The following is a 22,193-nucleotide window of genomic DNA, read 5'->3' on the forward strand; positions in this document are numbered from 1 at the left end:
CACCATGGCCGACGACGTTGTCATCACGGCCCGCAACAACGGGCCGTACCACATCAAGGGAAGCTTCCGGATCGTCACCCAGGGCGGACGCGAGCTGCCGGTGGAGGGAGGCCAGGCGTGGCTGTGCCGCTGCGGGCACTCGTTGAACAAACCGTTCTGTGACGGCTCGCACAAGCGCGTCGAGTTTGACAGCAACCTCGACGCGCCTGCGCCCGATGCACCTGCTTAACGCGTAACGGGCTTGTAGCGGATACGCTTGGGCTTCGCGCCTTCTTCGCCCAGACGCTTCTTCTTGTCGGCTTCGTATTCCTGGTAGTTACCCGGGAAGAATTCGACGTGCGAATCGCCTTCGAACGCGATGATGTGCGTGGCGATACGGTCGAGGAACCAGCGATCGTGCGAGATCACCATCACGCAGCCCGCGAATTCGAGCAAGGCGTCTTCCAGCGCACGCAGCGTTTCCACGTCGAGGTCGTTTGACGGCTCATCGAGCAGCAGCACGTTGCCGCCCGAGATGAGCGTCTTGGCCAGATGCAGGCGCCCGCGCTCGCCGCCCGACAGGGTGCCGACGTGCTTCTGCTGATCGCCACCCTTGAAGTTGAAACGGCCGATGTAGGCACGCGACGGCGTTTCATAGCGGCCCACCGTGAGGATGTCCGAACCGTTGGAAATCTCTTCGAAGACGGTCTTGTCTGCGGACAGCGCATCGCGGCTCTGGTCAACGTAAGCCAGCTTGACCGTCGGACCGATCTTGATGGTGCCCGAATCCGGCTGCTCTTTGCCCGTGATCATGCGGAACAGCGTCGACTTACCCGCGCCGTTCGAGCCGATGATGCCGACGATGGCGCCCGGCGGAATCGTAAAGCTCAGGTCATCGATCAGCAGACGATCGCCATAGGCCTTGCTGACGTTGGTGAATTCGATCACTTCATTGCCCAGACGCTCGCCGGCCGGAATGAAGATTTCCTGCGTTTCGTTGCGCTTCTGGTATTCCTGGCTGTTCAGCTCGTCAAAGCGGGCCAGACGCGCCTTCGACTTGGCCTGACGGCCCTTGGGGTTCTGGCGCACCCACTCCAGTTCTTTCTTCAGCGCCTTTTGGCGGGCTGATTCGCTGGACTCTTCCTGCTTCAGGCGCGTCTCTTTTTGATCGAGCCACGAGCTGTAATTGCCCTTCCAGGGGATGCCGTGGCCGCGATCGAGTTCGAGAATCCACTCGGCGGCGTTATCGAGGAAGTAGCGGTCGTGGGTCACGGCCACCACGGTGCCCGGAAAGCGCGTAAGGAACTGCTCAAGCCAGTCCACCGATTCCGCATCCAGGTGGTTGGTCGGCTCGTCGAGCAGCAGCATGTCGGGGCGCGACAGCAGCAGCTTGCACAGCGCAACGCGACGCTTTTCACCGCCCGAGAGATGCTCGATCTTGGCGTCCCACGGCGGCAGGCGCAGTGCGTCCGCGGCGATTTCCAGCTGCAGCTCCACGTTGTCACCTGCACCAGCGGCGATGATGGCTTCCAGGCGCGCCTGTTCCTCGGCCAGCTTGTCGAAGTCGGCACCCTCCTCGGCGTACGCCGCATAGATGGCTTCGAGCTGCTTTTGCGCATCCATCACTTCGCCCAGGCCGCTCTCGACCTCTTCACGTACGGTCTTGGCGGGATCGAGCTGCGGCTCCTGCGGCAGGTAACCGATGTTCAGGTTGGGCATCGGCGTGGCTTCGCCTTCGATGTCCTTGTCGAGGCCAGCCATGATCTTGAGCACGGTCGACTTGCCGGAGCCGTTCAGGCCCAGCACGCCAATCTTGGCGCCCGGGAAGAACGACAGCGAGATGTCCTTGAGGATCTGGCGCTTGGGCGGAACGATCTTGCCCACGCGGTTCATGGTGAAAACGTACTGTGACATGGCGGAATTGCGGGGGGAAACGCAGAAATGGGGAACCCGGCGAGTTTAACAAAGCCGGGGCATGGCAAGGCCAGGGCTCACGGCCGCACGAGCAAAAGAAAAGGCGCCCACCAGGGGCGCCCTTCCGATGCAGCGGGAGGCCAAGCCTCGTTACATCGTCATCATGTTGGCGTTCATGTTATGCATGACCCACAGCGAGCCGACAACGACGATCGCCAGAATCAGCAGCGTGAACAGGAAGGCCATCACGTTCCAGCGCTGGGCGGACGAGCCGTCCAAGTGCAGGAAGTAGATCAGGTGCACGACGATCTGCACGACCGCCAGGGCCATCACCGTCACCAGCACCGTCTGGTGCGAGTAGCCGCCGTCCATCACCATCTTGAACGGGATGGCCGTCAGGATCACCGCCAGCACGAAGCCGATCAGGTAGCCCTTGACGGTGGCATGGCCGGCGCCGCCGGCTGCATGACCGTGCGCGTCGCCGTGGGCGATCGCAGTCGTAGCGTTGGTCTGTTCCATTACATCGCTCCCAGCAGATAGACGACGGTAAACACGCCGATCCACACCACGTCCAAGAAGTGCCAGAACAGGCTCAGGCACGACAGGCGGGTCGATTGAGTGGGGGTCAGGCCTTTGGCAGCGATCTGCCACATCAGGACGATGATCCACAGCATGCCGCTCGCCACGTGCAGGCCGTGTGTGCCGACCAGCAGGAAGAACGACGACAGGAATGCGCTGCGGCTCGGGCCCGCACCTTCTGCAATCAGGTGGTGGAACTCGTTGATTTCCATGCCGACGAACGCGGCGCCCAGCAGCAAGGTGATGCCCAGCCACAGCATCACTTGATCCTTGCGGCCGTTCTGCAGGCTGATCATCACCATGCCGTAGGTGATGGACGACACCAGCAGGATGCCGGTTTCGATCGCCACGTACGACAGATCGAATAGCTCCTTGCCCGTCGGGCCGCCTGCCGTCGCGCCGCGCAGGACGCAGAACGTGGCAAACAGCGACGCGAAGATGATCAAGTCGCTCATCAGGTACACCCAGAAGCCGAAGACCTTGGTGTCTGCGGCATCGTGGTGGTGCGCATGGTCATGCGCGTGGTCGTGGCCGTGCGCGTGACCGTGCGCGGCGTGACCGTCTAGAACATTGGAAGCCATGTTTTTAAGCCTGCGAACCGATACGTTGGAAGTAGGCCGACTCGGTCTCGTGAACCTCGTGAGCGGGCACGTAGTAATCGATGTCGTCGTTGTTGCTGCGGAGGATGAAGCTGCCGATCATGCCGACCAGACCCAGCACGGCCATCCACCAGATGTGCCAGATCAGCGCGAAGCCCATCACAATCGAGAACATGCCGATAAAGAAGCCGGCGCCGGTGTTCTTCGGCATGTGGATCTTTTCGTAGCTCGGAGCGACCTGCGTCAGCACTTCACCACGCGCCTTCATGTCGGCAAACGCGTCGATGTCACGGATGACCGGCACGCGGGCGAAGTTGTAGTGCGCCGGCGGCGACGACGTCGCCCACTCCAGCGTACGGCCGCCCCACGGATCGCCCGTCAGATCAGCCAGCGCATGACGGTTGCGGATGCTCACGAAGATCTGGATGAGCTGCGAAGCGATACCGCAAGCGATGATCGCGGCGCCGATCACGGCGACGATCAGCCACGGCTGCCATGCCGGGTTGTCGGTATGGTTCAGACGACGCGTCATGCCCATGAAGCCCAGCACATACAGCGGCATGAAGGCTGTGTAGAAACCCACGAACCAGCACCAGAAGGCGCGCTTGCCCCACTTCTCGTCCAGCTTGAAGCCGAAGGCTTTCGGGAACCAGTACGTGATACCAGCCAGATAACCGAACACCACGCCACCGATGATGGTGTTGTGGAAGTGGGCGATCAGGAACAGGCTGTTGTGCAGCAGGAAGTCGGCGCCCGGCACGGCCAGCAGCACGCCGGTCATCCCGCCGATCACGAAGGTGATCATGAAGCCGATCGTCCACAGCATCATCGAGTTCAGCTCGACGCGGCCACGGTACATCGTGAACAGCCAGTTGAAGATCTTCACGCCCGTCGGGATCGAGATGATCATCGTCGCGATACCGAAGAACGCGTTGACGTTCGCTCCCGAGCCCATGGTGAAGAAGTGGTGCAGCCACACCAGGAACGACAACACGGTGATACCGGCGGTTGCCCACACCATCGAGGTGTAGCCGAACAGCTTCTTGCGCGAGAACGTCGAAACGATTTCCGAGAACATGCCGAACGCCGGCAGGATCAAGATGTACACCTCGGGGTGGCCCCAGATCCAGATCAGGTTCACGTACAGCATGGCGTTACCGCCGCCGTCATTCGTGAAGAAGTGCATGTCCAGATAGCGGTCGGCACCCAGCAGCGCCAGTGCCACGGTCAGCACCGGGAAGGCAGCCACAATCAGGATGTTGGCGCACAGAGCGGTCCAGGTGAAGATCGGCATGCGCATCAGCGTCATGCCCGGCGCGCGCATCTTGAAAATGGTCGCGACGAAGTTCACACCGGTCAGCAATGTCCCCAGGCCGGATATCTGCAGCGCCCAGATGTAGTAGTCGACCCCCACGCCCGGGCTGTAGGCCAGTTCCGACAGCGGCGGATATGCCAGCCAGCCGGTGCGAGCGAATTCACCCACGCCCAGCGACACGTTGATCAGCACCACACCTGCGGCAGCCAACCAGAACGACAGCGTGTTCAGGAACGGGAATGCCACATCGCGCGCGCCAATCTGCAGCGGCACGATCAGGTTGATCAGGCCCGTCATCAGCGGCATGGCCATGAAGAAGATCATGATCACGCCGTGCGCGGTAAAGATCTGGTCGTAGTGCTCAGGCGGCAGGTAGCCGGCACCGCCGCCCGAGGCGACCGCCAGTTGCGAGCGCATCATGATGGCGTCTGCAAAGCCGCGCAGCAGCATCACGATGGCCAGAATGCAGTACATCACGCCGATCTTCTTGTGATCGACCGAGGTGATCCACTCATTCCAGAGGTAGGTCCACTTCTTGAGATAGGTGATCAGGCCGAACAGCCCTGCGCCACCCAGCAGAATGGCCGACACCGTCACGACCACGATGGGCTCGTGCAGTGGAATGGCCTCCAGACTCAACTTGCCAAACATCGTCAACTCCTAGGAATTCTTGGCCACGCCCTTGGGCGCCGGCAGGGCGGACTGCACCGGCAGCGGACGCGTTGCCGCCTCAGCCGTGGCCGTCGTGCAGTTGGCGCCTTCGAGCGCCTCGTCGAGCGTGAGGACCTTGTCCCCTTCGCCCATCTTGTCCATGTATTTGTGCAGGATGCTGTGATACAGCGTCGGGTCGACCGATGCGTACGCCGCCGGGGGCACCTTCTCGCTCGGCTTGGACAGCTCGGCGTAGCCTTCCTTGGTCAGGTTCTGCGACGACTCACGAACCTGCTTGACCCAGGCGTCGAACGCTTCGTTCGTCATGGCCGTGGCCTTGAACTTCATGCCCGTGAAGCCCGAGCCGCTGTAGTTCGATGACATGCCGTCGAACACACCGGTCTCGTTTGCGATCAGGTGCAGCTTGGTCTGCATGCCCGCCATGGCGTACACCTGGCTGCCCAGTTGCGGGATGAAGAACGCGTTCATCACCGTGTCGGACGTGATCTTGAAGTTGATCGGGGTGTTGGCCGGGAACGCGAGCTGGTTGACCGTCGCGATCTTCAGTTCCGGATAGATGAACAGCCACTTCCAGTCGAGCGAAACAGCCTCGACGGTGATGGGCTTCACGTCCGATTCGATCGGCTTGTACGGGTCGAGCGCGTGCGTGGACTTGTAGGTGATCACGCCCAGCACGATGATGATCAGGCAGGGGATCAGCCACACCACGGCCTCGATGGCGTTGGAGTGCGACCAGTCCGGCTCGTAGCGGGCCTTGGTGTTGGACGCGCGGTACTTCCACGCAAACACCAGTGTCAGCACGATCACGGGAATGACCACCAGCAGCATCAGGCCGGTCGCCACCAGGATCAGCGTCTTTTCTTCAGCCGCAATCATCCCCTTCGGGTCCAGGACCGTCAGGTTGCAACCCGCCAGCAGGAGCGGGAGGCTTGCGGCGAGGAGCCGCTTCATATGTGGAACGAGTGTGTTCTTCATGTCTTGCACAATTGCGCCGGCGATGCTTCCGGACATCACGGGAGCCCAGCAGCCCAGACAGCAGCCACAGGCGGAAAAACGCGGGAAATGAGAAAAACCGAACTACCGGCACCCCGAATACGCCTGGGTGCGGCAGCGGATCTTCGATCACATCGGGCGCCGGTCAGGGAGAAGCTGAACCCAACGCCCTCAGTTGGCGAGGCGGGCTTCGCTCATGCCGGGCATGGGCGAGACCGTGCGCCGCCGCGTCGCACAAAGCGGCGGACGACAGATCGGGGGCGTAAAAGGTCGGAGCAGGCACTACGTCATGCGCCCGTTGGGGGAGCGCGGTTGGGAGTGGAATGCGGGCGCGATCTTACCGCCAGACAGCGCTTCGGATCGCGCTATCTGCTCAGGCAGATAGAAACGGACGTCGATTGACAAGTGATGCCCTCGCCGTACGGCTAGGGTTTACGCGGCTTTGCGGGTAAGCAAATCGAAAGTGCCTGTTGTTGCACTGCGACAATCAGCCACAGTGGTGCGCAACCGACGTTGTCGCCAAATGTGCGCCCAAATGTCGAGTTGAAAATAAGAATAATTCTCACTTGGGAGGGGCTTTCCTGCCTCACGTCGCCATCCGGGTCCTGCGGCTCTCCCACTCCTGCGCCCTTACCCGCCGCGGCGCCGGCTCGCCCACAGCCTGGGCAAGCGCGAAGTCATCGCCGGGTTGCCACGACGCGGCGCGTATCTGCGGCAACGAGCGCACGGCGCGGGCAAGGCGAACAGGCCACCAGGGTGGCCCACTTGCGCCTCTCTTTACTGCGTCATTGCGTGAGCAGACCGGCAATCCGCACCAGCACGAGCCCCGCCGCCACTACGAGGTAACCGCGGAGCACGAACATCCACGTGCGCTTGAGCGGCGTCCACCGTGCAGGCGTGAGTTGCTCGAGGGGCGGCATCGTCCAGTGATCACGGTCCAGCACGCTCACACGCTGCGGATGATGCGGCCGACAGGTACGTCGCTCGATACGCCACAGCACGAGCGACATCACCACCGCGATCAGCGTGCCGCCGATCAGGATGGCGCCGATCTCGAATTCGCCAATGCCCGGGAACAGCACTGCCGCAGTGAGGATGACCGACAGCATCACCAGCACAGCCACCACACCGCCGGTGAAGATGTTCATCGCGCGGCCGTTCGTCCATGGGCCGAGCACCGCCTTGTCGTTGCACAACAGCAGCAGGAACACTGTGGCGCTCGGCAGCAGCACCCCGGCCAGCGATTGCACGGCATTGGTCAGCAGACCGAGCGGCACACCGGGCGTCAGCACCAATCCCGCAGCCAGCAATGTCAGCCCGAAGTACACGGCATAGAAGCCCTTGGCCTCCGTCGGCTTGCGATGCAGCGAATGCCGCACGGCAAACACATCGCCAATCGCGTACGCGGTCGACAATGACACCGCGCACGCGCCGATGATGCTGGCGTCCAGCAACGCAATCGCAAACAGCACACCGGCCCAGCGGCCCGAGTGGCGCTCCAAGCCTTGCGCCGTGCCCAGCGCATCGGTGTAGTTGCCGAACTCCGGCGTGCCGTGAAAGGCCTGGGCGCTGAAGGCGATCATCGCCACTGCGCCGGCAATCACGAGCACGATGCCGAGCCACAAATCCGCGCGCTCATAGCGGATGAAGCGCGCGGTGATGCGCTTGTCGATCACGTAGCTCTGCTGGAAGAACAACTGCCACGGTGCCACCGTCGTCCCGACGATGGCGATGATCAGCAGCATCACTTCGGCCAACGGTGCACCCGCCGGCAACGCTGGCACGAAAAAGTCGCGCGTCACCTGCCCCACCGGCGGATGCACCATCACGAACACGGGGATGAGCGTGAGACTGCCTGCCACCAGCACCAGCGCAAACTGCTCGAAGCGGCGGAAGTCTCCGGTGGACGCAGCCAGCATCACCAGCGCTGCCGCCGCGCACACGCCCCAGTGTCGCGGGATGCCGAGGTACTCCAGCGCCAGGCTGATGCCGATGAACTCCGTCACGAGCGTGAGCGCGTTCACCAGAAACAGATCGATGACGGAGAAGCTGCCCCAGAACTTGCCGAAGCGCGCAAAGATCAACCGCGCATGGCCCACCCGCGTGACAGCCCCCAGGCGCAGCACCATCTCCTGGTTCACGTACAGCACCGGAATGAGCAGCAATAGCGTCCACAGCAGCGTGGTGCCGTAGTTCTGACCGGCCTGCGTGTACGTGCCGAAGGCGCCAGCATCGTTGTCGCCAACCATCACGATCAGTCCAGGCCCGAGGATGGCGAGCAACGTTCGCAAACGCGCGCGCCAGCTGTTGCGCGCGCCCGTATCGTGGTGCGCGATGGTGCCGAGTGCACCTCGAATGTCGCCCACGTGGGCATCGTCGAGCACGGCATGACGTGGTGGTGCGTCGATGCCCGAAGCGAATTGGGTCATATCGACCTCCAGTAGATAGGTGTTGTTGGATTACCAGTACGTGCGCGACAGCCGGATGGCTGCGGCCGCATAGCCGTGATTGGAGAGCGTTTGGCCGCCGTCACCTGCACGCCGGTTGAAGGTGGCCGAAGCCGCGTCGGCACGCTCGGGCGCACCGGCCCGGGCCTGCACGAACGGCGAGCTGAACAGCAGTGCGATCGCCGAGAAACGACGGGCGGGTACATTGAATTTGCGCATGACACACTCCTCGCCGCGTGCGCAAACGCACGGCACGCAGCCATCGCCGCACGCGTTGCACACACGCGGCGGCATTGTCGAAACGATCAAGGAGCGATGCAGACACCGCTGCCTTGCCTGGTCGGCAAGTCAGCAGCAAGGAACAACCGTGCGGCGGACTCGCCTAGTGGGGAAGAGACGTTGGGTAAGGTCGACTCGGACTGTCCATATGGGTCCTCCTACGGTTAGAACTCGGCGTGGACGCGCACACCCACGAACTTGGCCGGCCCGCGGTCGCGGTTGTAGCCCGGGTGCTGAATGAGCTGGAAATCCGGGCTGATCGCCAGCGCCTTGGCCACCTGCAGGCTGTAGAACAGTTCCAGCACGCGCTCGTGGCCATAGTTCAAGCCGCCATCGCCAAGGAACGCGCCGCTGCCGCCCGCAGCCAGATAGGCGCGGTGATCCGGCCCAAGCATGTTCACCGCAACGGCCACACCCAGCACATCGTTCGGGCGGCGCCACGCGGTGCCCTTGAGCAACCCGCCAAACGACACGCTGCGGCCGACTTCGGTAAAGGCGTACGTTTCTGTCTTGTCGTCCGACCAGTTCAGGCGCGCGAACAGGCCGAGGTTGTCGCCGGCTTTCTGTTCGAACGAAACGCCCACGCCCAACTTGGCGTGCTCCTTGCGCACCAGCCCGAGGTCGGGCGCCGCGCCCGTGGCCGCACCCAGCGCCATCGCATCGTCAAACCGGCCCATGCGCGCCTGGTTGCGCCAACCGAGCAGCCGTGCCGTACCTTCCTGGCCGAACAGCGTGTAGCGGCGCTCCAGTTCAAGGATGTCGCCGTAGTGTCTGAGGAAACGCGTGTCGAGCGGCAAACCGTTCGATTGCTCCGGCTGCAGGAAGCGGCCTGCGCGCACCGCCCAACCGTTCTCGCTGTCGATGTACTCGAGCGCCACGCCCCAGTTGTAGCCACGCGCATCCGCGGGATAGTCGAATGACGGATGCGCCATGAACGACCAGTTCAGGAACTGTGTACGCGGGTCTTGCGCATAGGACACCGCATCGAACACATCCGGCACGGCAAAGTTGCCGGCAGTCAGCACCACACGGCGCTTGTCGACAACATTGGCGAGCTGGTTGAAATCGGCGTCGACCTTTTCCGTGTCGCCACCCAGGCCCCACGTCTGGCGCAGGAAAGCGCGGGCGCGGTACAGCGTCGGATTCGTCCCTGCCGTCTTGGCGAGTTCGCCGTTGGGCAAGCCGCCAAGGCCATGCAGCTCAGAGAACGCTACGCCTTGCGCGACCTCCGGATTGAAGTGGAACTCGGCGCCCTTCCACAAGCGCATCCCCAGATCGAGCGTGGCCGTGAAGGAATAACTCTTCGCGCGAGCGGCCCCGAGGCTGTTGTCACCGCTGTATGCAGCGTCGAATGCAGGCTTGCGTTGCCACACATACGTGGTCTGGCCATGGAAGCCGAAGCGGTCATCCAGCTCGCCGCTGGCGATGCGCGGAACCTCACCCGCTGAAGCCGGCGTATCCGCCGCATACGCCATCGACATGACTGACAACACCGCCGCCACGCCCATCAGCGCGCGAACCCAAACCAGCGGGCGCACCACCGCCCAAACGTACTGCAGCATCGAGAGAAACAGCATGAGACCTCCCCCGCCTGCTTCTCTGACAGGCGTAGGCAAACGCCGGCCACGCGCCTTGCCATGGCGCGCGCAAACGCACGCAGCCACGCGGCCGTGCCGGATACAACAATCGATTTCAGGAAGGGGCTTGCGCAGAGAACCCACACAAGAGCCACCACCCGCCGTGCAATACGGCCAGGCAGTGGTGAGGCGCGAAGACGGTGCGCCGAGACTGTCTAGCCGTTCAATGTGCGATCGAGGATCGACTAGAACAACTGTCCATGGAGATGATCTCCGTAGCTATGACGGGGCGCAGAGTAACAAAGTGTCGTTGACGGCGGCAAGCGTTTTCTTGGGGGCGTCGCGAAGCGCATTGCGCGGCGGCAACACCCCGGCGTGAGGCGCCTCGCAAGCCTGGATCGGTACACTGCCGCCATGATCGAGTGCATCACCCCGGGGATGCTCACCACAGCGATCACAGCGATCGCAGACGGAGGTTGTATGACGCGCTTAGCAACGCTGCTCACCACGATTGCAGCCATAGCAGGCATGGCCGGCTGCGTGACGGCTGGCTCAGAGCAAGCCAGGAACGGGGGCGAACCCAATATGACCGAGCACACACCACCCGCCGCCGCATGCAAGGCGGCCGCCGCTCCCGACGACGCCCTGATCGGCAAATCCGAACAGGATGTCACGGCCCTGCTCAATGGTTGCCCCTGGCGCGTCAGCGAGCGCGATGGCAAAGCCCTGCCCGGCACCATGGACTACCGCGAAGACCGCCGCAACCTGGGCATTCAGGGCGGCAAGGTGATCTGGGTGCGGCGCGGTTGAGCCTCGCGAGGCTGAATCGCGCGCGAGCGAGTGGTCCGGAACTGGCACGCCAGCGAGGTGTGCGGGCATGAGGGTTGACGTAGGTCCTGCTCCTCAAGTGCCCCGCATGGCATCCCGCACCAGCAAAGGCATCGTCGTAGATGCGTGGCGCGCACCCGCCACACGCGATGCCGCCCGCATCACATGATGGGCGCGACGCTAGCGTGCGTTTCCTCACGGTCGCGTTTCCGAAGCTTTCCATTGCCGCGTCAAACCTGGCATCGGTACCGTACAGGAGCCGGTCCGTTGTGGGTGCCTCAGTTCGAAGCTGGTGCAGGCCACGCGATCAATGCGTCTGCTGCCGTACCGACACCTTTCCAGCGAACGACGATGCTGCTTCTTGGGGCATTCGCGCGAAACATACCTATAGCCACAACGGGTGCTCCATTCAATGGAGATTGCCGTGGATGCCTATCCGACTTGCCGCTACAAGGGGTACGATATTTACCCCCTGGTCTATCAATTCACCCCGCCACGCGAATGGCATGAGCGGCGTCCAGACCGGTCATACAGCGCCTCTGTGGTGATCTGCCTCGAAGGTGCGTCTCCGGATACGGAGCACTCAAATATCTTTCGTCTGAGCGGTGAGCCATGGGAGAGCATCGGTACCGCCAAACGTGCGGCTACGAAGGGTGCTGAAGACATCATCGATGGGCTCGTTCCCGGTCAGTCCATGACCTTCTAGTGATCGCCCACCCGTTGGTAAGCAATGGTCGGGACACCCCCGACGTTGCTTTTCGCTCATCGCTTGTTTTGCCAACAACCGCGGGGCTCCGGGGGTTACAGGAGGGTCGTATGGTTCGTATGCGCTACTCAGTCTGCTTGGCCTATGAGATCCGTGATGCCACTGCGGATTTCATTTTCAATGTTCACGCCGCGATGACGTCTCGCCAGACGGTCGTCGCCGAGTCCCTGCATCTGACGCCGGCGATGTCGGTCGTACCGCACACCGAACCAATCCTGCTCAATCGCCGTTTGCGTGTACGGGCGCCTCAGGGCAACTTCACCTTGACCTATGAGGCGACGGTGGACATAGACCACCTATTGACGCCCGCCGAACTGCTGCACGAAGCCTCCATTGCAGATTTACCGCTGGACGTCATCCCATTCCTGACCCCCAGTCGCTATTGCGAATCGGACCGGCTCATGGAGTTTGCGCAGCAGGAATTTGGCGGCGGCCAACGCGGCTATCCACTCGTTATCCGGATTCGGGACTGGGTCTGTCGCTATGTACGATTTGCACCGCAATCGACGAGCGAGCGGACGTCTGCAGTCGACACACTCGTGGAGCGCAAGGGCGTGTGCCGCGACTACGCACACTTGATGATTGCACTGTGCCGTGCGCTGAGCATACCGGCTCGCTTCGCGACCAGTCTCGACTATGGTGCCAATCCATCGCTGGGATCGCCCGACTTCCACGCCTTCGTGGAGGTCTTTCTGGGAAACCAATGGTATCTGGTCGACCCCTCGCAAGCGTCGGTGCCCATGGGGCTTCTGCGAATCGGCACCGGCCGCGATGCGGCAGACGTGCCCATTGCCCTGGTGTTTGGCAACGTCGCACTGTCGCGGCCGGTCGTGGAAGTTGCGGCCCTGTCAGACGCAGATCTGAAACACAGCATGCCAATCGACACCGCCCAAGGAATCAGCACGTGGTGAGGTGCTGAAGTTACGGCGTATCGCTCGTCTCTATCGTAGAAGGCTCGTCTTCGGGGCCAAGAATGACGTCTACCGCGGCGCGGCCTGCCAATTCGCCAATCAGGTACGCCCAGCGTCGAGAGAAGGGGCCGCCGTGGACCTTGATGCGCTTGCCTATTGCTACGACACCGGGCGGTTTCATGGGGCCGTCGATGCTGAACCACAGCTCGAACATGTCCTTGTGAGTCCCAACCAACTGCAAATGAATTTCGAAGCCACGATACTCGGTCATGCGGTTCATGCTGCGCCTCCCTTTTTTCTACCGCCTCTGCAAGCGTAGTGCATCAAACCAGGAGCGATGGCGGCTATTGCAACGGTCATGCGCATCTGATGCAGCGAACCCAGATTGGATAGTGCCGTTGGGAGCGCCCAGTAGGCGCCTTACCTGCGTGGGAGTTCGATCGGGCTTTAGGTGCGTTGGCCGCGTTGCCTTCGTATGCGCCGGCCTGTCAATAATGGCACCGCTGGAAGCGCCAAGCTGACTGCGCCCATGTACGGTACCGGACCGTCTTTACGCTCCCTAGCTTTTACCCTTGATTGACGTGGAACTGTGCTCTCTCAATGAGAGCGCCTGCGGCTCGGGGCTCGATTTGACACTGCAAGCGTGTGGGACGCAGCGTCGTCCAGATTACCCGCACGGGAGCCTGCACGAGGAGCGCGTCATGTCTGTCGGTGCCCTACTGCTCGCCATCTTGGCCGTCGCCATCGTCGGCGCGGTTCCGGTGTGGCCCTACAACACTGAGTGGAGTTACGGGCCGAGCGGAGCAATTGGCGTTCTTGTGCTTTTCGTGCTCGTGCTGATGCTCACGGGGCAAATCTGAACCAGCGCGTCAGTAGGCCACATATCCGTGCGCGTGTGTTCGGATAAGCACGTGCCCCCCCGTAGCAACGAATGGTGCAACTCCGTTAAATCGCCGATCTTCACCCAAGAACCGAAAGCGGCATGCAGGTGAAAAAGGTCGCATATGAGTTCATCCGTGATTCTTCAATCGTCGATTATGTGAGAGATGTCATGCCAGATACCAATCCAAGACGTACTTTTCGAGGCCTCCCGTTGACCGCCGCCCAGGATGCTGAGATCCGTCATTACATCAAGACCAAAGCGCAGCGGCATGAACCGTGGGACACGCCAGAATTGAAGGCCATGCTCAAAGACATGCTGACCCCTCCTATTGACACACAGGAGGAGTCGGTTGAATTTCTGGATCAAGCGAAAGCGTCTGCAGAGCGCGCCGCGTCTTCCGTGGACGAGGCAATGGAGCCGACTGAAGCCTATGAAGAGCGAAACGCTGCCCAGGAAGCGGAGGCGATGAAAAGGCCACGGGAGTGAGCTATTAGAGCCCTTTCGCCTCGTGCTGGGGTGCTTGCAGAGTTCCACATGCGTCCGGTGTCGCTCGCGCGCCTTGGATGCGCTCCTCCACATTCAGTACGTAGACAATGCGCACCGATTTGCAGGACAGATTTGCGCACCTAACGATGCTTTTGGTTCGTGGTAAGGCGCTATGATCATCTCCAGCCAAGCCCAGGTAAGAGGACGCCAAAAATGGATGCCAGCGGACGCCCCCGGGCCAATCTGTATCGCACGTTGCGGGCGCGCTTGAAAGAGCATCCCTTGTCCCGCGTTGGCCCTGGCCTCATCACCGGCGTCGCCGACGACGATCCGAGCGGGATTGCGACCTATTCGCAGGCCGGCGCGCAGTTTGGCCTGGACATGCTCTGGACAATGCCGCTCGCTTTCCCCTTGATGGCCGCGATTCAATCCATGTGCGCAAACATGGGACGCGTCACCGGAAAAGGGCTCGCCGCCAATATCAAGGATGTCTTCCCGCCGATTGTGCTGCGCGGCGTGGTGCTGCTATTGCTTGTCGCAAACACCCTGAATATCGCTGCTGACGTCGCGGCGATGGGCGAGGTTGCGGAGCTTGTTTCTGGTGTCGACCGGCATCTCATGACAGCGTTCGTTGTATTCGGCACGCTGGCGCTGCAGATATTCGTTCCTTACCATCGTTACGTCTTTTTCCTGAAGTGGCTGACGGCTTCCTTGCTGGCCTACGCGGCCGTCTTGTTTACCGTGCATGTGCCGTGGGGCCAAGTCGCGCTGCATACGGTGTGGCCCAGCTTCAAGCTCAACGCGAGCGCCGCGTCCATGGTCGTCGCGGTGTTCGGTACCACCATCAGCCCCTATCTCTTCTTTTGGCAGGCGTCCGAGGAGGTTGAGGACATGCGTGCGCGCCCATCGTTAAAGCGTGATGGCGCCAAGGCTGGCACGGAACTCCGGCGCATCCGGTGGGACACGTGGAGCGGCATGCTCTATTCGAACGTGACCGCGTATTTCATCATCCTGGCCACAGGCGTGACCCTTCATGTGTCCGGCGTCACCGACATCACGACGGCGGCGCAGGCCGCCAGTGCCTTGCGGCCGCTTGCAGGAGACTTTGCGTACCTCCTGTTCACCATCGGCATTCTGGGCGTTGGCCTGATCGGCGTACCGGTGCTGGCCGGCTCGGGAGCCTATGCGCTTTCCGAAACCATGGGTTGGAAGGAGGGCCTGGAACGCAAGGTGAGCGATGCGCGTGGGTTCTACAGCATCATTGCGGTCAGCGTGCTTGCCGGGCTTGCAATTCAGTACTCTCCGATCAGCCCGATGAAAGCGCTCTTTTGGAGCGCTGTCATCAATGGCGTGGTGGCGGTACCTCTGATGGTGGTCATCATCCTGCTGGTCTCGAAACCCGCCGTCATGGGGGCATACACCGCAAGCCGACCCTTGATCGTCCTGGGCTGGACTACCACGGCGATCATGGGCGTTGCCGCCATGGCGATGTTCCTGCTATAGGCATCGACACGCAAACACGTGATGCACATGTCGAGGTTGGCCTCTTGCGGCAGTAGCTCTGCCGCAATGGCAATGCCCGCTTCAGCGGGCAAGCTCCGCGCATTGTTGCCCCAGTAGTATCCCCGCGCTGAATGCCAGGCCAGGAGAAACGAATCCCTCCGGAATGGCCGCCTGTGCCCAAGGGGTGACACGTCCATTGTTGGGCGTAAAGCGATATTCAGAAAACCATCGCCGGTCACTACGCTGCGTCGTGCGTATTTCAAGCGTTCCGTTTGACAGGCTGAGCGAACTGTTCATAGAAATCCTCGTGGCGTTTGCCTCGGTATGCCGGGGTGTGCCGGCTCACTGCAATTTGTGACTGCAGCGTAACGGGATGATGAGGGGGCTGTCGGCCCGGTACCGTACAAAACCCGGTTCGTGATTTCCCCGCGCGGCCCCGTTGCGCCGCCCGCCCACCTGCGCAAAGACGCGAAGACAATCGAGCCTCAAGCTGCGTGATCGTTGCGTCTGCCGCCGTACCGACACCCGTCCAGCGAGCGAGGATATTGAGGCTTGAGGCATTCACGCGACACATACCTAGGGCCGCGAGGGTGACTTGGTGGGCTGTACGCCGTTCATGGTCTGTACAGAAAATTCAAGTCTCGCGTCAGCGTTCTCTGCAACAAGATGCTTGGGGTGCGATCGAGACGGAGGTGCACAAAATGCGTAACGATCGAATAGCAGGACTGTGCGGCGCGATGTTGTTGATCGTGACGCTTGCGACGGGGTGTGCCGGGATGTCTCGACGCGGTACGGATACGGCCATCGGTGCCGGTGTCGGCGGAGTCGCGGGCGCGGTGCTGACAGGCGGCAGTGCGGTAGGGACAGTGGGCGGTGCCGTCGTTGGCGGGGTGGTGGGCAACCAGGTTGGCAAATAGCCTGGGTGTGGCGATGGAAATGGAACACGGCATTCCCTCATCTGCGGGAATGCCGTGGCGATATCGCTACGCTGCAGCTACCGCCGTCTTGAGCGGCAGGACAGCACTCGTGGGCTCCGAGCTGCTGGAAACGCCGAATGCAACCGCAACGGGATTCATGCTGTCGACCATCGAGGTTGGCATCAGGATCGTAGCGCCGCGCTCCTTTGTGGTCTCGTAGATGATGTTCATGGCGCGCAGCTGCAGTGCCTGCGGATGCCCCTCGTACATGCCTGCAGCTTCAACAAACTTGGCCGCAATGGCCGCTTCTGCCGAGCCCAGGATGACGCGGGCTTGCTTTTCGCGTTCCGCCTGCGCTTGCCTGGACATCGCGTCCTGCAGTGCGACGGGGATGGCCACGTCGCGCACCTCCACCGAGGACACAGTCACACCCCACGCGGCGGTCTTCTCGCCGATCTCGGCGCGCAACTGCTCATCTGCTGCTTTGCGATCGGACAGCAATGCCGACAGCATCGACGCGCCGATCATTTCACGCAACGAGGTCTGCGCGACGCGGTCGATCGCCTGCCGATAGTCGGTAATGGCCAATGCCGCTTTCTGCGCGTCGTGGACGTGCCAGAAGATGATCGCGTCAACATTGACGGGCACGGTGTCTTTGGTCAATGCCTGCTCCGCATTGAATCCGGTGGTCTGGATGCGTTCATCGATCACGGCGGTGACGCTGTCGACAATCGGCAGAATCATGAACAGCCCCGGCCCCTTCACGCTTTGCAGCTTGCCCGCGCGCAAGATGACGAACTTCTGCCACGCGTTGGCCATCTTGAGCGTCGCTGCGAGCAGGATTGCTGCGATGGCAAACAGGGCGGCCAGTAGCACAGAGATGAACATGCCTGTGGCAACACCCAAGGCCAGGAGAAGAACAACGAGGAAAGCGGTGATGGGATTCATGAAGGACCTCGCAAGCGGGCATGCTGCAACCGATGGTCAAGGGATCACGCTCTTTGCGGCCGGGGATATACCTGACCCCCTATCTATCCGAAGACGCGTGAGCGGATATCGTCCTCAAAATCGATGGTCCATTCCGGGCCCAGCGTGCCGTCGTACTCGCGAACAGTCTTGCCCATTCGTACGGTGACGCTGCGGTCGAGCGCCTCGGCAGGCGCGGCGCCGGAAAAATGCTCGACGGAGGATACGTCGAAGCCATCGGGCGCCAGACCGTTGCGCAAGCAGACCTCACGAAACGCATCGCGCTCCAACTCCGGGAATTGACGAATGGTTTGATCGAGCATCACGCTCTCCTCATTCTTACGCTGTGCCGCCGCTTATGTTTGAGCCCCTTGGGGCGTGCCGAAGCATGGGCTTTAGAGTCGTCCCATGAGCAGCAGCACGAGAACGACGAGCAGAGCCAAGCCGAGCGCACCGCTTGGCGCGTAGCCCCAACCGTTGCTGTAGGACCACCTTGGGAACGCCCCAACCAGCAAAACGGCCAGGACAATTAGCAACAGGATTCCGAGAGACATGATGTCCTCCTCGTTTAGTAAATCCCCCCCACCCGTGTGCCCAACGCTGGGCGAGAAGCGCTCCACGGTTGTTTCATCATGAGCTTGACGCTCGCCCCTTCTTCATCGCTGTTCGGGGAGGCTGAGCGCGCCTCATCTCTTTGAAGGATAGATGGGAACGGGCTTGAAAACGGTCCGGTACCGTACGCGCCGGCACGCCAGATGGCGCACCTTGTGCCGTCGAAAAACGGCGGTTGCCCGGTAGCCAGTCGGCGCGTCGGGTGTTGGCTCCCTTAGCGATGCTCATGATCTCTGGACTCCTCATGGTCGCGTTCGTAACCGCCATGGCGATTACCCTCGTATCCACCACGTTGACCATTTTCATAGCCTCCCTGTCTGGCGTCGTGGTAGCCGCCATCAGGAACCCACAGGCAACCGGCCAACGAGGCGATCCAGATCCCCATGACCGTATAGATCACTGCGCGCATGATGTCCTCCTGACAATGTGGCACTGCAACGAGGCCATGGCACAAGCCTTATAGCCGGTCGACGGCCGTGTCGATGCCTCTGCCACCCTGTCTCAACGTACAAGAAAGAGCCTATGTCAGAGCCGCGCCGGTGACGGTACGACAGCGTACGGAGAAGCACGACGCAAGAAGAAGTCTTCAAGGGGCGTGGCGCGCTACACGTCTTCGGTTTCGACCCAACGCTGCCGCCGAACCCGGTTCAACGGAACGGCGGATCACGCCGACAGGTCGCTTTCGCCCATCACGGGACAGCCGGTATGTGATGCTGGAGAAAAATGAGGTCGAACCGATTGCAGCGAAAGCGCAAGCCGCGTACGGCTGCACAAAGGAGGCGCTGAAGAAGCAGCGCAAGCCCTGAGCGACTGCTGCGGTCGCCGCCTAAACGCCGATGATCCTGGAGGGATCGAGGGATCAACGATCAGATCGCCTGAAGCGCGGGCAGGAGACGGTCGAACTCCCGTTTGACCACGGCATAGCATTCACAGACGCGGCGTTCGAGGGCCGGCCGGTCCAGCACTTCGATCGTAGAGCAGAGAAAATGGCTCATCGGTAGACGTACTCAGGTTGGTCACCCGATTCGTAGACAACATGCCCCAGCGGCATGTCGACCAGAACAAGCTCCGGCGCGATCCTTGACCACTCCTCGGGCGGAAGCACGGACAGGAGTTGATTCAGCTTCGGATTGGATTGCGCAATCATGGCAGCCTCCTTTCCACGCACCGTAGATTCGTATCCAAGCCATTCATGACTGTCGGGCGACAGAAACGAGGCTGTCGTGGGTCAACGCACCTCGTTGCCTAGGCTGTGTGCGGCCCACGCTCGTGACAGCACAATTTTAAGTGCGGCGATCACGGGTACGGACAAAAAAATGCCTGCCACCCCACCAAGCTGCTCCCCTGCAAGCAGCCCCACAATGACGACGAGTGGACTGACCTTCACGCCTTCGCTCATCAGATAGGGGTTCAGCACGTAGTCTTGGAACAGGCGGTACGCCACGATGAACCCGATCAGCCAGAACAAGTGCGGATACCCGCTAAAGCCGGCGACCGTGACCGTCGCCACCACTGCGGCCAACGGCCCCGCGAACGGGATGAACTCCAGCACTGCTGCCGTGGTTGCCAGCAGCAGCGCGTAGGGCACGCCCAGCAAGGAAAACGCGATGCTGTAGACAATCAGTGTGGCCAGCGACAACAGCAAGAGTGCCCTGACATAGCGAGACAGGAGCGTGTCCAGATCTTCAATGATGCTCGCCCACATGCGCTTGTCGGAAGACCGCATCCACGAGAGCAGCGCGGCATGGATCGATGGCGCCTCGTTGATCATCAAAAAGCTCATGATTGGGATGAGCACGAGATAGACGAGATTGCTTGCCGCGTGCATGACACCCAATCCGACGTTGCGAACCAGCGGCATGGCCTGGCCTGAACTCGTCGAGAGCTGCTCACGTATGAATTCCAGGATGCGCGCACGCAATGGCTCCAGAAAGCCCGGCAGGGAAAGACGGTCCTCCATGGTGCGGGTGTCAAGCAACTTCGGGAGTTGATCGGCCAGCCTGCCCGCTTCGTCCTGAACCGTCACACCAAACACCGAGCCCGCAACGATCACCACGACGATAACCAGCAAGAAGACGATGCTGATCGATACGCTACGCGGAACCTTGCTCGGCATGCGTCGTTCCAGTCGCTCGACGAGCGGGTACAGCAAGTAGCTGAAGAACACGGCGAACACCGTGACCAACAGTACGGAGGCAATCTTGTAGACGATCAGTGCGGCAAGCGTAAATAGGAAAACTGTCCAGACACATTTGCCGGCACGAGGGTCAAATCCGAGCATGACGATTCCTCCCTGTCAGGGTTGCAGCACAGCGCACTCCGATCATTAGATTTGGCTCACGTGCGTCGCGATGCTCGCACTGATTTGGATGATCGCCGCGTGGACCTTCGTCAGTGTGTCTAAGAGCTCGCTGAAATGCGCGGCGTCCATACGATGATGCGTCGCAATTGCATGGGCCAGGCGTTCTCTCAGCTGACGAATATTGGCAAGCAATGCGATGACGTCGCGCACCAGTTCAGGGGTACTGAGGTTGTGCAGCTGAATTGCGGCGATCGCCGCTTCAAGCTCATCAATCGCGCGAATGTCGAAGGACTTTTCTCCCGTGGCGATCGCGCTCACGGCTTCCCTGTCAGGCAGCTCGCTGACAACGCGTCGCACCTGCTCCTCTGCCGCCACGGCAATTTCGCTCACCGCTTTCGCCAACGTGCGCCTCTCCATGCGCCTTTCCGTGCGCTGAAGGAGCCAGCCTGCCAGCCACGTTCCCGCAATCGCAACAATGATGGCGACCGCCTGTACCCATGCCGCTAACGCGGGGTGCTTTTCGATCCAGTTCAGAAGGCTGCTCATGAGAGAACCCTTGGTGACCCTACACCGGAATTGGCACCGTCCAGACGTGGAGATTTTCTGGCTTGGTTGAATGGTCCGTTGAGAGGTTTTTCCGTGCCCGACGGGCGAATTCGGCGGGTGTCGCCGCACTGCATTGCGGCGTGGGGACGGCTCTCGTTATCGTCCCGCCGCCAGTCGGCGATTTTGCTCCGGGCCTCCTCGAGGGACAAGAACCCGTGCTCGTTCAGGCATTCCTTCCGGGATCACCCGTTGGAGCTTTCCACCTTGGCATGGTGTCGGCGTGCCCGGTCGACCGAAGTCCAGCTCCACGCCATGCCGTAAGAAATGCGCGTCTTCGTTTTCTCATCAACGGCCGCGCCCCGCAGATCTCCGGTAACGGGCGGCATTCCCAAATGAACTGAGGAAGTGCGGATTGCTGAAGTCTGCAGAGCAGCGCGCAACAGCCGCCGAAAATGAACAAGGGGTTACGGTTTCCCGTAACCCCTTGTTTTTATTGGTGCCGGCTGCAGGACTCGAACCCGCCACCTGATGATTACAAATCAACTGCTCTACCAGATGAGCTAAGCCGGCAAAGAAACGCGATTCTAACCTAACATGCGTTACTTGACGACCTTTAGCGCGGGCTTGCCGCCGATGCGCGGCACATTCGGCGGTGTCGGCTCGTCTTCCGGGTCGGTTTCCGCTTCGGCAGGGACCGGCGAAAGCACCGATTCGGAGTCCACCGCGGCCAGCTTGGGCGGCGGATTGTTCTCGCGCTCGGTCCCGGCCTGGGTCGTCGGCGTGCTACGCTCCACCGGGAATGCCATACCCTGCCCGTTCTCGCGCGCATACACGGCGAGCACGTTTTCGATCGGGACTTCGATCTTGCGCGACACGCCCGAGAAGCGTGCGTGGAACGTGATCCACTCGTTGCCCATGTCGAGCTGGCTGGTCGCGTCAAAGCTCACGTTCAACACGATCTCGTCGTTCTTGACGAACTCGCGCGGCACGTTGGTGCTGTTATCGACGAAGACAGCGATGTACGGCGTGAAGCCGTTGTCCGTGCACCACTCATAGATGGCACGGATCAGATAGGGCTTGGTGGATGTTTCCGACATGATGAAATCAGTGACCGTGGGG

Annotated in this window: 25 protein-coding genes, 1 tRNA gene and 2 pseudogenes; 8 read left to right on the forward strand and 20 right to left on the reverse strand. The window is 61.4% G+C overall.

The features are described from left to right. The first annotated feature begins 4 nt into the window (after window positions 1-4). Window positions 5-229: a CDGSH iron-sulfur domain-containing protein gene (locus R2N16_RS21325; RefSeq protein ID WP_316668359.1), complete on the forward strand. Its 225-nt coding sequence runs from the start codon at window positions 5-7 to the stop codon at window positions 227-229. On the opposite strand, the gene ettA is transcribed toward R2N16_RS21325, so the two are convergent. The 8 genes from ettA to R2N16_RS21365 all read right to left on the reverse strand — a co-directional run bounded on the left by ettA (window position 226) and on the right by R2N16_RS21365 (window position 10,354). After that, complete coding sequence (gene ettA, locus R2N16_RS21330; protein ID WP_316668362.1) at window positions 226-1,893, reverse strand: energy-dependent translational throttle protein EttA; 1,668 nt, start codon at window positions 1,891-1,893, stop codon at window positions 226-228. The two genes, R2N16_RS21325 and ettA, sit on opposite strands and share 4 nt — an antisense overlap. Window positions 1,894-2,043: 150 nt before the next feature. Beyond that, entirely contained in the window at window positions 2,044-2,412 is a 369-nt protein-coding gene (locus tag R2N16_RS21335; RefSeq protein ID WP_316668363.1) for a cytochrome o ubiquinol oxidase subunit IV, read from the reverse strand. Then, the gene (cyoC, locus tag R2N16_RS21340; protein WP_232041141.1) at window positions 2,412-3,053 is read right to left on the reverse strand and encodes a cytochrome o ubiquinol oxidase subunit III; all 642 of its coding nucleotides are present in this window, start codon (window positions 3,051-3,053) and stop codon (window positions 2,412-2,414) included. Before cyoC ends, R2N16_RS21335 begins: the two co-directional genes overlap by 1 nt. A gap of 4 nt (window positions 3,054-3,057) precedes the next feature. Then, complete coding sequence (gene cyoB, locus R2N16_RS21345; protein WP_027680204.1) at window positions 3,058-5,037, reverse strand: cytochrome o ubiquinol oxidase subunit I; 1,980 nt, start codon at window positions 5,035-5,037, stop codon at window positions 3,058-3,060. A 9-nt stretch (window positions 5,038-5,046) separates the two neighbouring features. Further along, window positions 5,047-6,009 (reverse strand): ubiquinol oxidase subunit II, encoded by a 963-nt coding sequence (gene cyoA / locus R2N16_RS21350; RefSeq protein ID WP_316668371.1) that lies wholly within the window; start codon window positions 6,007-6,009, stop codon window positions 5,047-5,049. Between the two features lie 827 nt (window positions 6,010-6,836). Next, on the reverse strand, window positions 6,837-8,480 hold the full coding sequence (locus tag R2N16_RS21355; RefSeq protein WP_316668373.1) for an Nramp family divalent metal transporter: 1,644 nt from the start codon (window positions 8,478-8,480) through the stop codon (window positions 6,837-6,839). A gap of 30 nt (window positions 8,481-8,510) precedes the next feature. Then, on the reverse strand, window positions 8,511-8,717 hold the full coding sequence (locus R2N16_RS21360; protein ID WP_316668375.1) for a hypothetical protein: 207 nt from the start codon (window positions 8,715-8,717) through the stop codon (window positions 8,511-8,513). A gap of 224 nt (window positions 8,718-8,941) precedes the next feature. After that, window positions 8,942-10,354: a carbohydrate porin gene (locus tag R2N16_RS21365; RefSeq protein ID WP_316668377.1), complete on the reverse strand. Its 1,413-nt coding sequence runs from the start codon at window positions 10,352-10,354 to the stop codon at window positions 8,942-8,944. Between the two features lie 480 nt (window positions 10,355-10,834). Here R2N16_RS21365 and R2N16_RS21370 point away from each other — a divergent pair, with 480 nt between their 5' ends. From R2N16_RS21370 to R2N16_RS21380, 3 genes are all read left to right on the forward strand, one after another. Further along, window positions 10,835-11,164, forward strand: coding sequence for a hypothetical protein (locus R2N16_RS21370; protein ID WP_428984152.1), 330 nt, complete (start codon window positions 10,835-10,837; stop codon window positions 11,162-11,164). A 430-nt stretch (window positions 11,165-11,594) separates the two neighbouring features. Next, complete coding sequence (locus R2N16_RS21375) at window positions 11,595-11,888, forward strand: hypothetical protein (protein ID WP_316668379.1); 294 nt, start codon at window positions 11,595-11,597, stop codon at window positions 11,886-11,888. A 110-nt stretch (window positions 11,889-11,998) separates the two neighbouring features. Beyond that, entirely contained in the window at window positions 11,999-12,859 is an 861-nt protein-coding gene (locus tag R2N16_RS21380; RefSeq protein ID WP_316668381.1) for a transglutaminase-like domain-containing protein, read from the forward strand. Between the two features lie 10 nt (window positions 12,860-12,869). Here R2N16_RS21380 and R2N16_RS21385 read toward each other — a convergent pair whose 3' ends face one another. Further along, on the reverse strand, window positions 12,870-13,139 hold the full coding sequence (locus tag R2N16_RS21385) for a hypothetical protein (RefSeq protein ID WP_316668383.1): 270 nt from the start codon (window positions 13,137-13,139) through the stop codon (window positions 12,870-12,872). Window positions 13,140-13,560: 421 nt separating this feature from the next. Between R2N16_RS21385 and R2N16_RS21390 the strand changes: the two genes are divergently transcribed. From R2N16_RS21390 to R2N16_RS21405, 4 genes are all read left to right on the forward strand, one after another. Further along, entirely contained in the window at window positions 13,561-13,719 is a 159-nt protein-coding gene (locus R2N16_RS21390; RefSeq protein ID WP_316668386.1) for a DUF3309 family protein, read from the forward strand. Window positions 13,720-13,910: 191 nt separating this feature from the next. Further along, complete coding sequence (locus R2N16_RS21395) at window positions 13,911-14,228, forward strand: hypothetical protein (protein ID WP_316668549.1); 318 nt, start codon at window positions 13,911-13,913, stop codon at window positions 14,226-14,228. Window positions 14,229-14,441: 213 nt separating this feature from the next. Then, window positions 14,442-15,731, forward strand: a complete 1,290-nt coding sequence (locus R2N16_RS21400; protein ID WP_316668388.1) for an NRAMP family divalent metal transporter — start codon at window positions 14,442-14,444, stop codon at window positions 15,729-15,731. 737 nt (window positions 15,732-16,468) lie between these two features. Continuing rightward, the gene (locus R2N16_RS21405) at window positions 16,469-16,648 is read left to right on the forward strand and encodes a YMGG-like glycine zipper-containing protein (RefSeq protein ID WP_487384027.1); all 180 of its coding nucleotides are present in this window, start codon (window positions 16,469-16,471) and stop codon (window positions 16,646-16,648) included. Window positions 16,649-16,714: 66 nt separating this feature from the next. On the opposite strand, the gene R2N16_RS21410 is transcribed toward R2N16_RS21405, so the two are convergent. The 11 genes and pseudogenes from R2N16_RS21410 to R2N16_RS21460 all read right to left on the reverse strand — a co-directional run bounded on the left by R2N16_RS21410 (window position 16,715) and on the right by R2N16_RS21460 (window position 22,171). Further along, the gene (locus R2N16_RS21410) at window positions 16,715-17,596 is read right to left on the reverse strand and encodes a slipin family protein (RefSeq protein WP_316668390.1); all 882 of its coding nucleotides are present in this window, start codon (window positions 17,594-17,596) and stop codon (window positions 16,715-16,717) included. An 83-nt stretch (window positions 17,597-17,679) separates the two neighbouring features. Continuing rightward, the gene (locus tag R2N16_RS21415) at window positions 17,680-17,937 is read right to left on the reverse strand and encodes a hypothetical protein (protein ID WP_316668393.1); all 258 of its coding nucleotides are present in this window, start codon (window positions 17,935-17,937) and stop codon (window positions 17,680-17,682) included. A gap of 72 nt (window positions 17,938-18,009) precedes the next feature. Then, window positions 18,010-18,168, reverse strand: coding sequence for a DUF3309 family protein (locus R2N16_RS21420; RefSeq protein WP_316668395.1), 159 nt, complete (start codon window positions 18,166-18,168; stop codon window positions 18,010-18,012). Between the two features lie 272 nt (window positions 18,169-18,440). Continuing rightward, window positions 18,441-18,635, reverse strand: coding sequence for a hypothetical protein (locus R2N16_RS21425; RefSeq protein WP_316668398.1), 195 nt, complete (start codon window positions 18,633-18,635; stop codon window positions 18,441-18,443). Between the two features lie 457 nt (window positions 18,636-19,092). Next, a pseudogene (locus R2N16_RS21430) lies at window positions 19,093-19,197 on the reverse strand (Crp/Fnr family transcriptional regulator); the annotation flags it as partial. A 20-nt stretch (window positions 19,198-19,217) separates the two neighbouring features. Beyond that, window positions 19,218-19,373: a hypothetical protein gene (locus R2N16_RS21435; protein WP_316668400.1), complete on the reverse strand. Its 156-nt coding sequence runs from the start codon at window positions 19,371-19,373 to the stop codon at window positions 19,218-19,220. Between the two features lie 81 nt (window positions 19,374-19,454). Next, entirely contained in the window at window positions 19,455-20,507 is a 1,053-nt protein-coding gene (locus tag R2N16_RS21440; protein ID WP_316668403.1) for an AI-2E family transporter, read from the reverse strand. A 45-nt stretch (window positions 20,508-20,552) separates the two neighbouring features. Then, a complete protein-coding gene (locus tag R2N16_RS21445) occupies window positions 20,553-21,074 on the reverse strand; it encodes a hypothetical protein (protein ID WP_316668405.1) in 522 nt (173 codons plus the stop codon). Between the two features lie 131 nt (window positions 21,075-21,205). After that, window positions 21,206-21,389: pseudogene (locus tag R2N16_RS25550) on the reverse strand (integrase core domain-containing protein); the annotation flags it as partial. Window positions 21,390-21,568: 179 nt separating this feature from the next. Continuing rightward, a tRNA-Thr gene (locus tag R2N16_RS21455) sits at window positions 21,569-21,644 on the reverse strand. Between the two features lie 29 nt (window positions 21,645-21,673). Continuing rightward, window positions 21,674-22,171 (reverse strand): ClpXP protease specificity-enhancing factor, encoded by a 498-nt coding sequence (locus R2N16_RS21460; protein ID WP_316668407.1) that lies wholly within the window; start codon window positions 22,169-22,171, stop codon window positions 21,674-21,676. Between the last annotated feature and the right edge of the window lie 22 nt (window positions 22,172-22,193).

This window comes from Ralstonia psammae, from assembly GCF_958405935.1.
GTDB classification, from domain to species: domain Bacteria; phylum Pseudomonadota; class Gammaproteobacteria; order Burkholderiales; family Burkholderiaceae; genus Ralstonia; species Ralstonia psammae.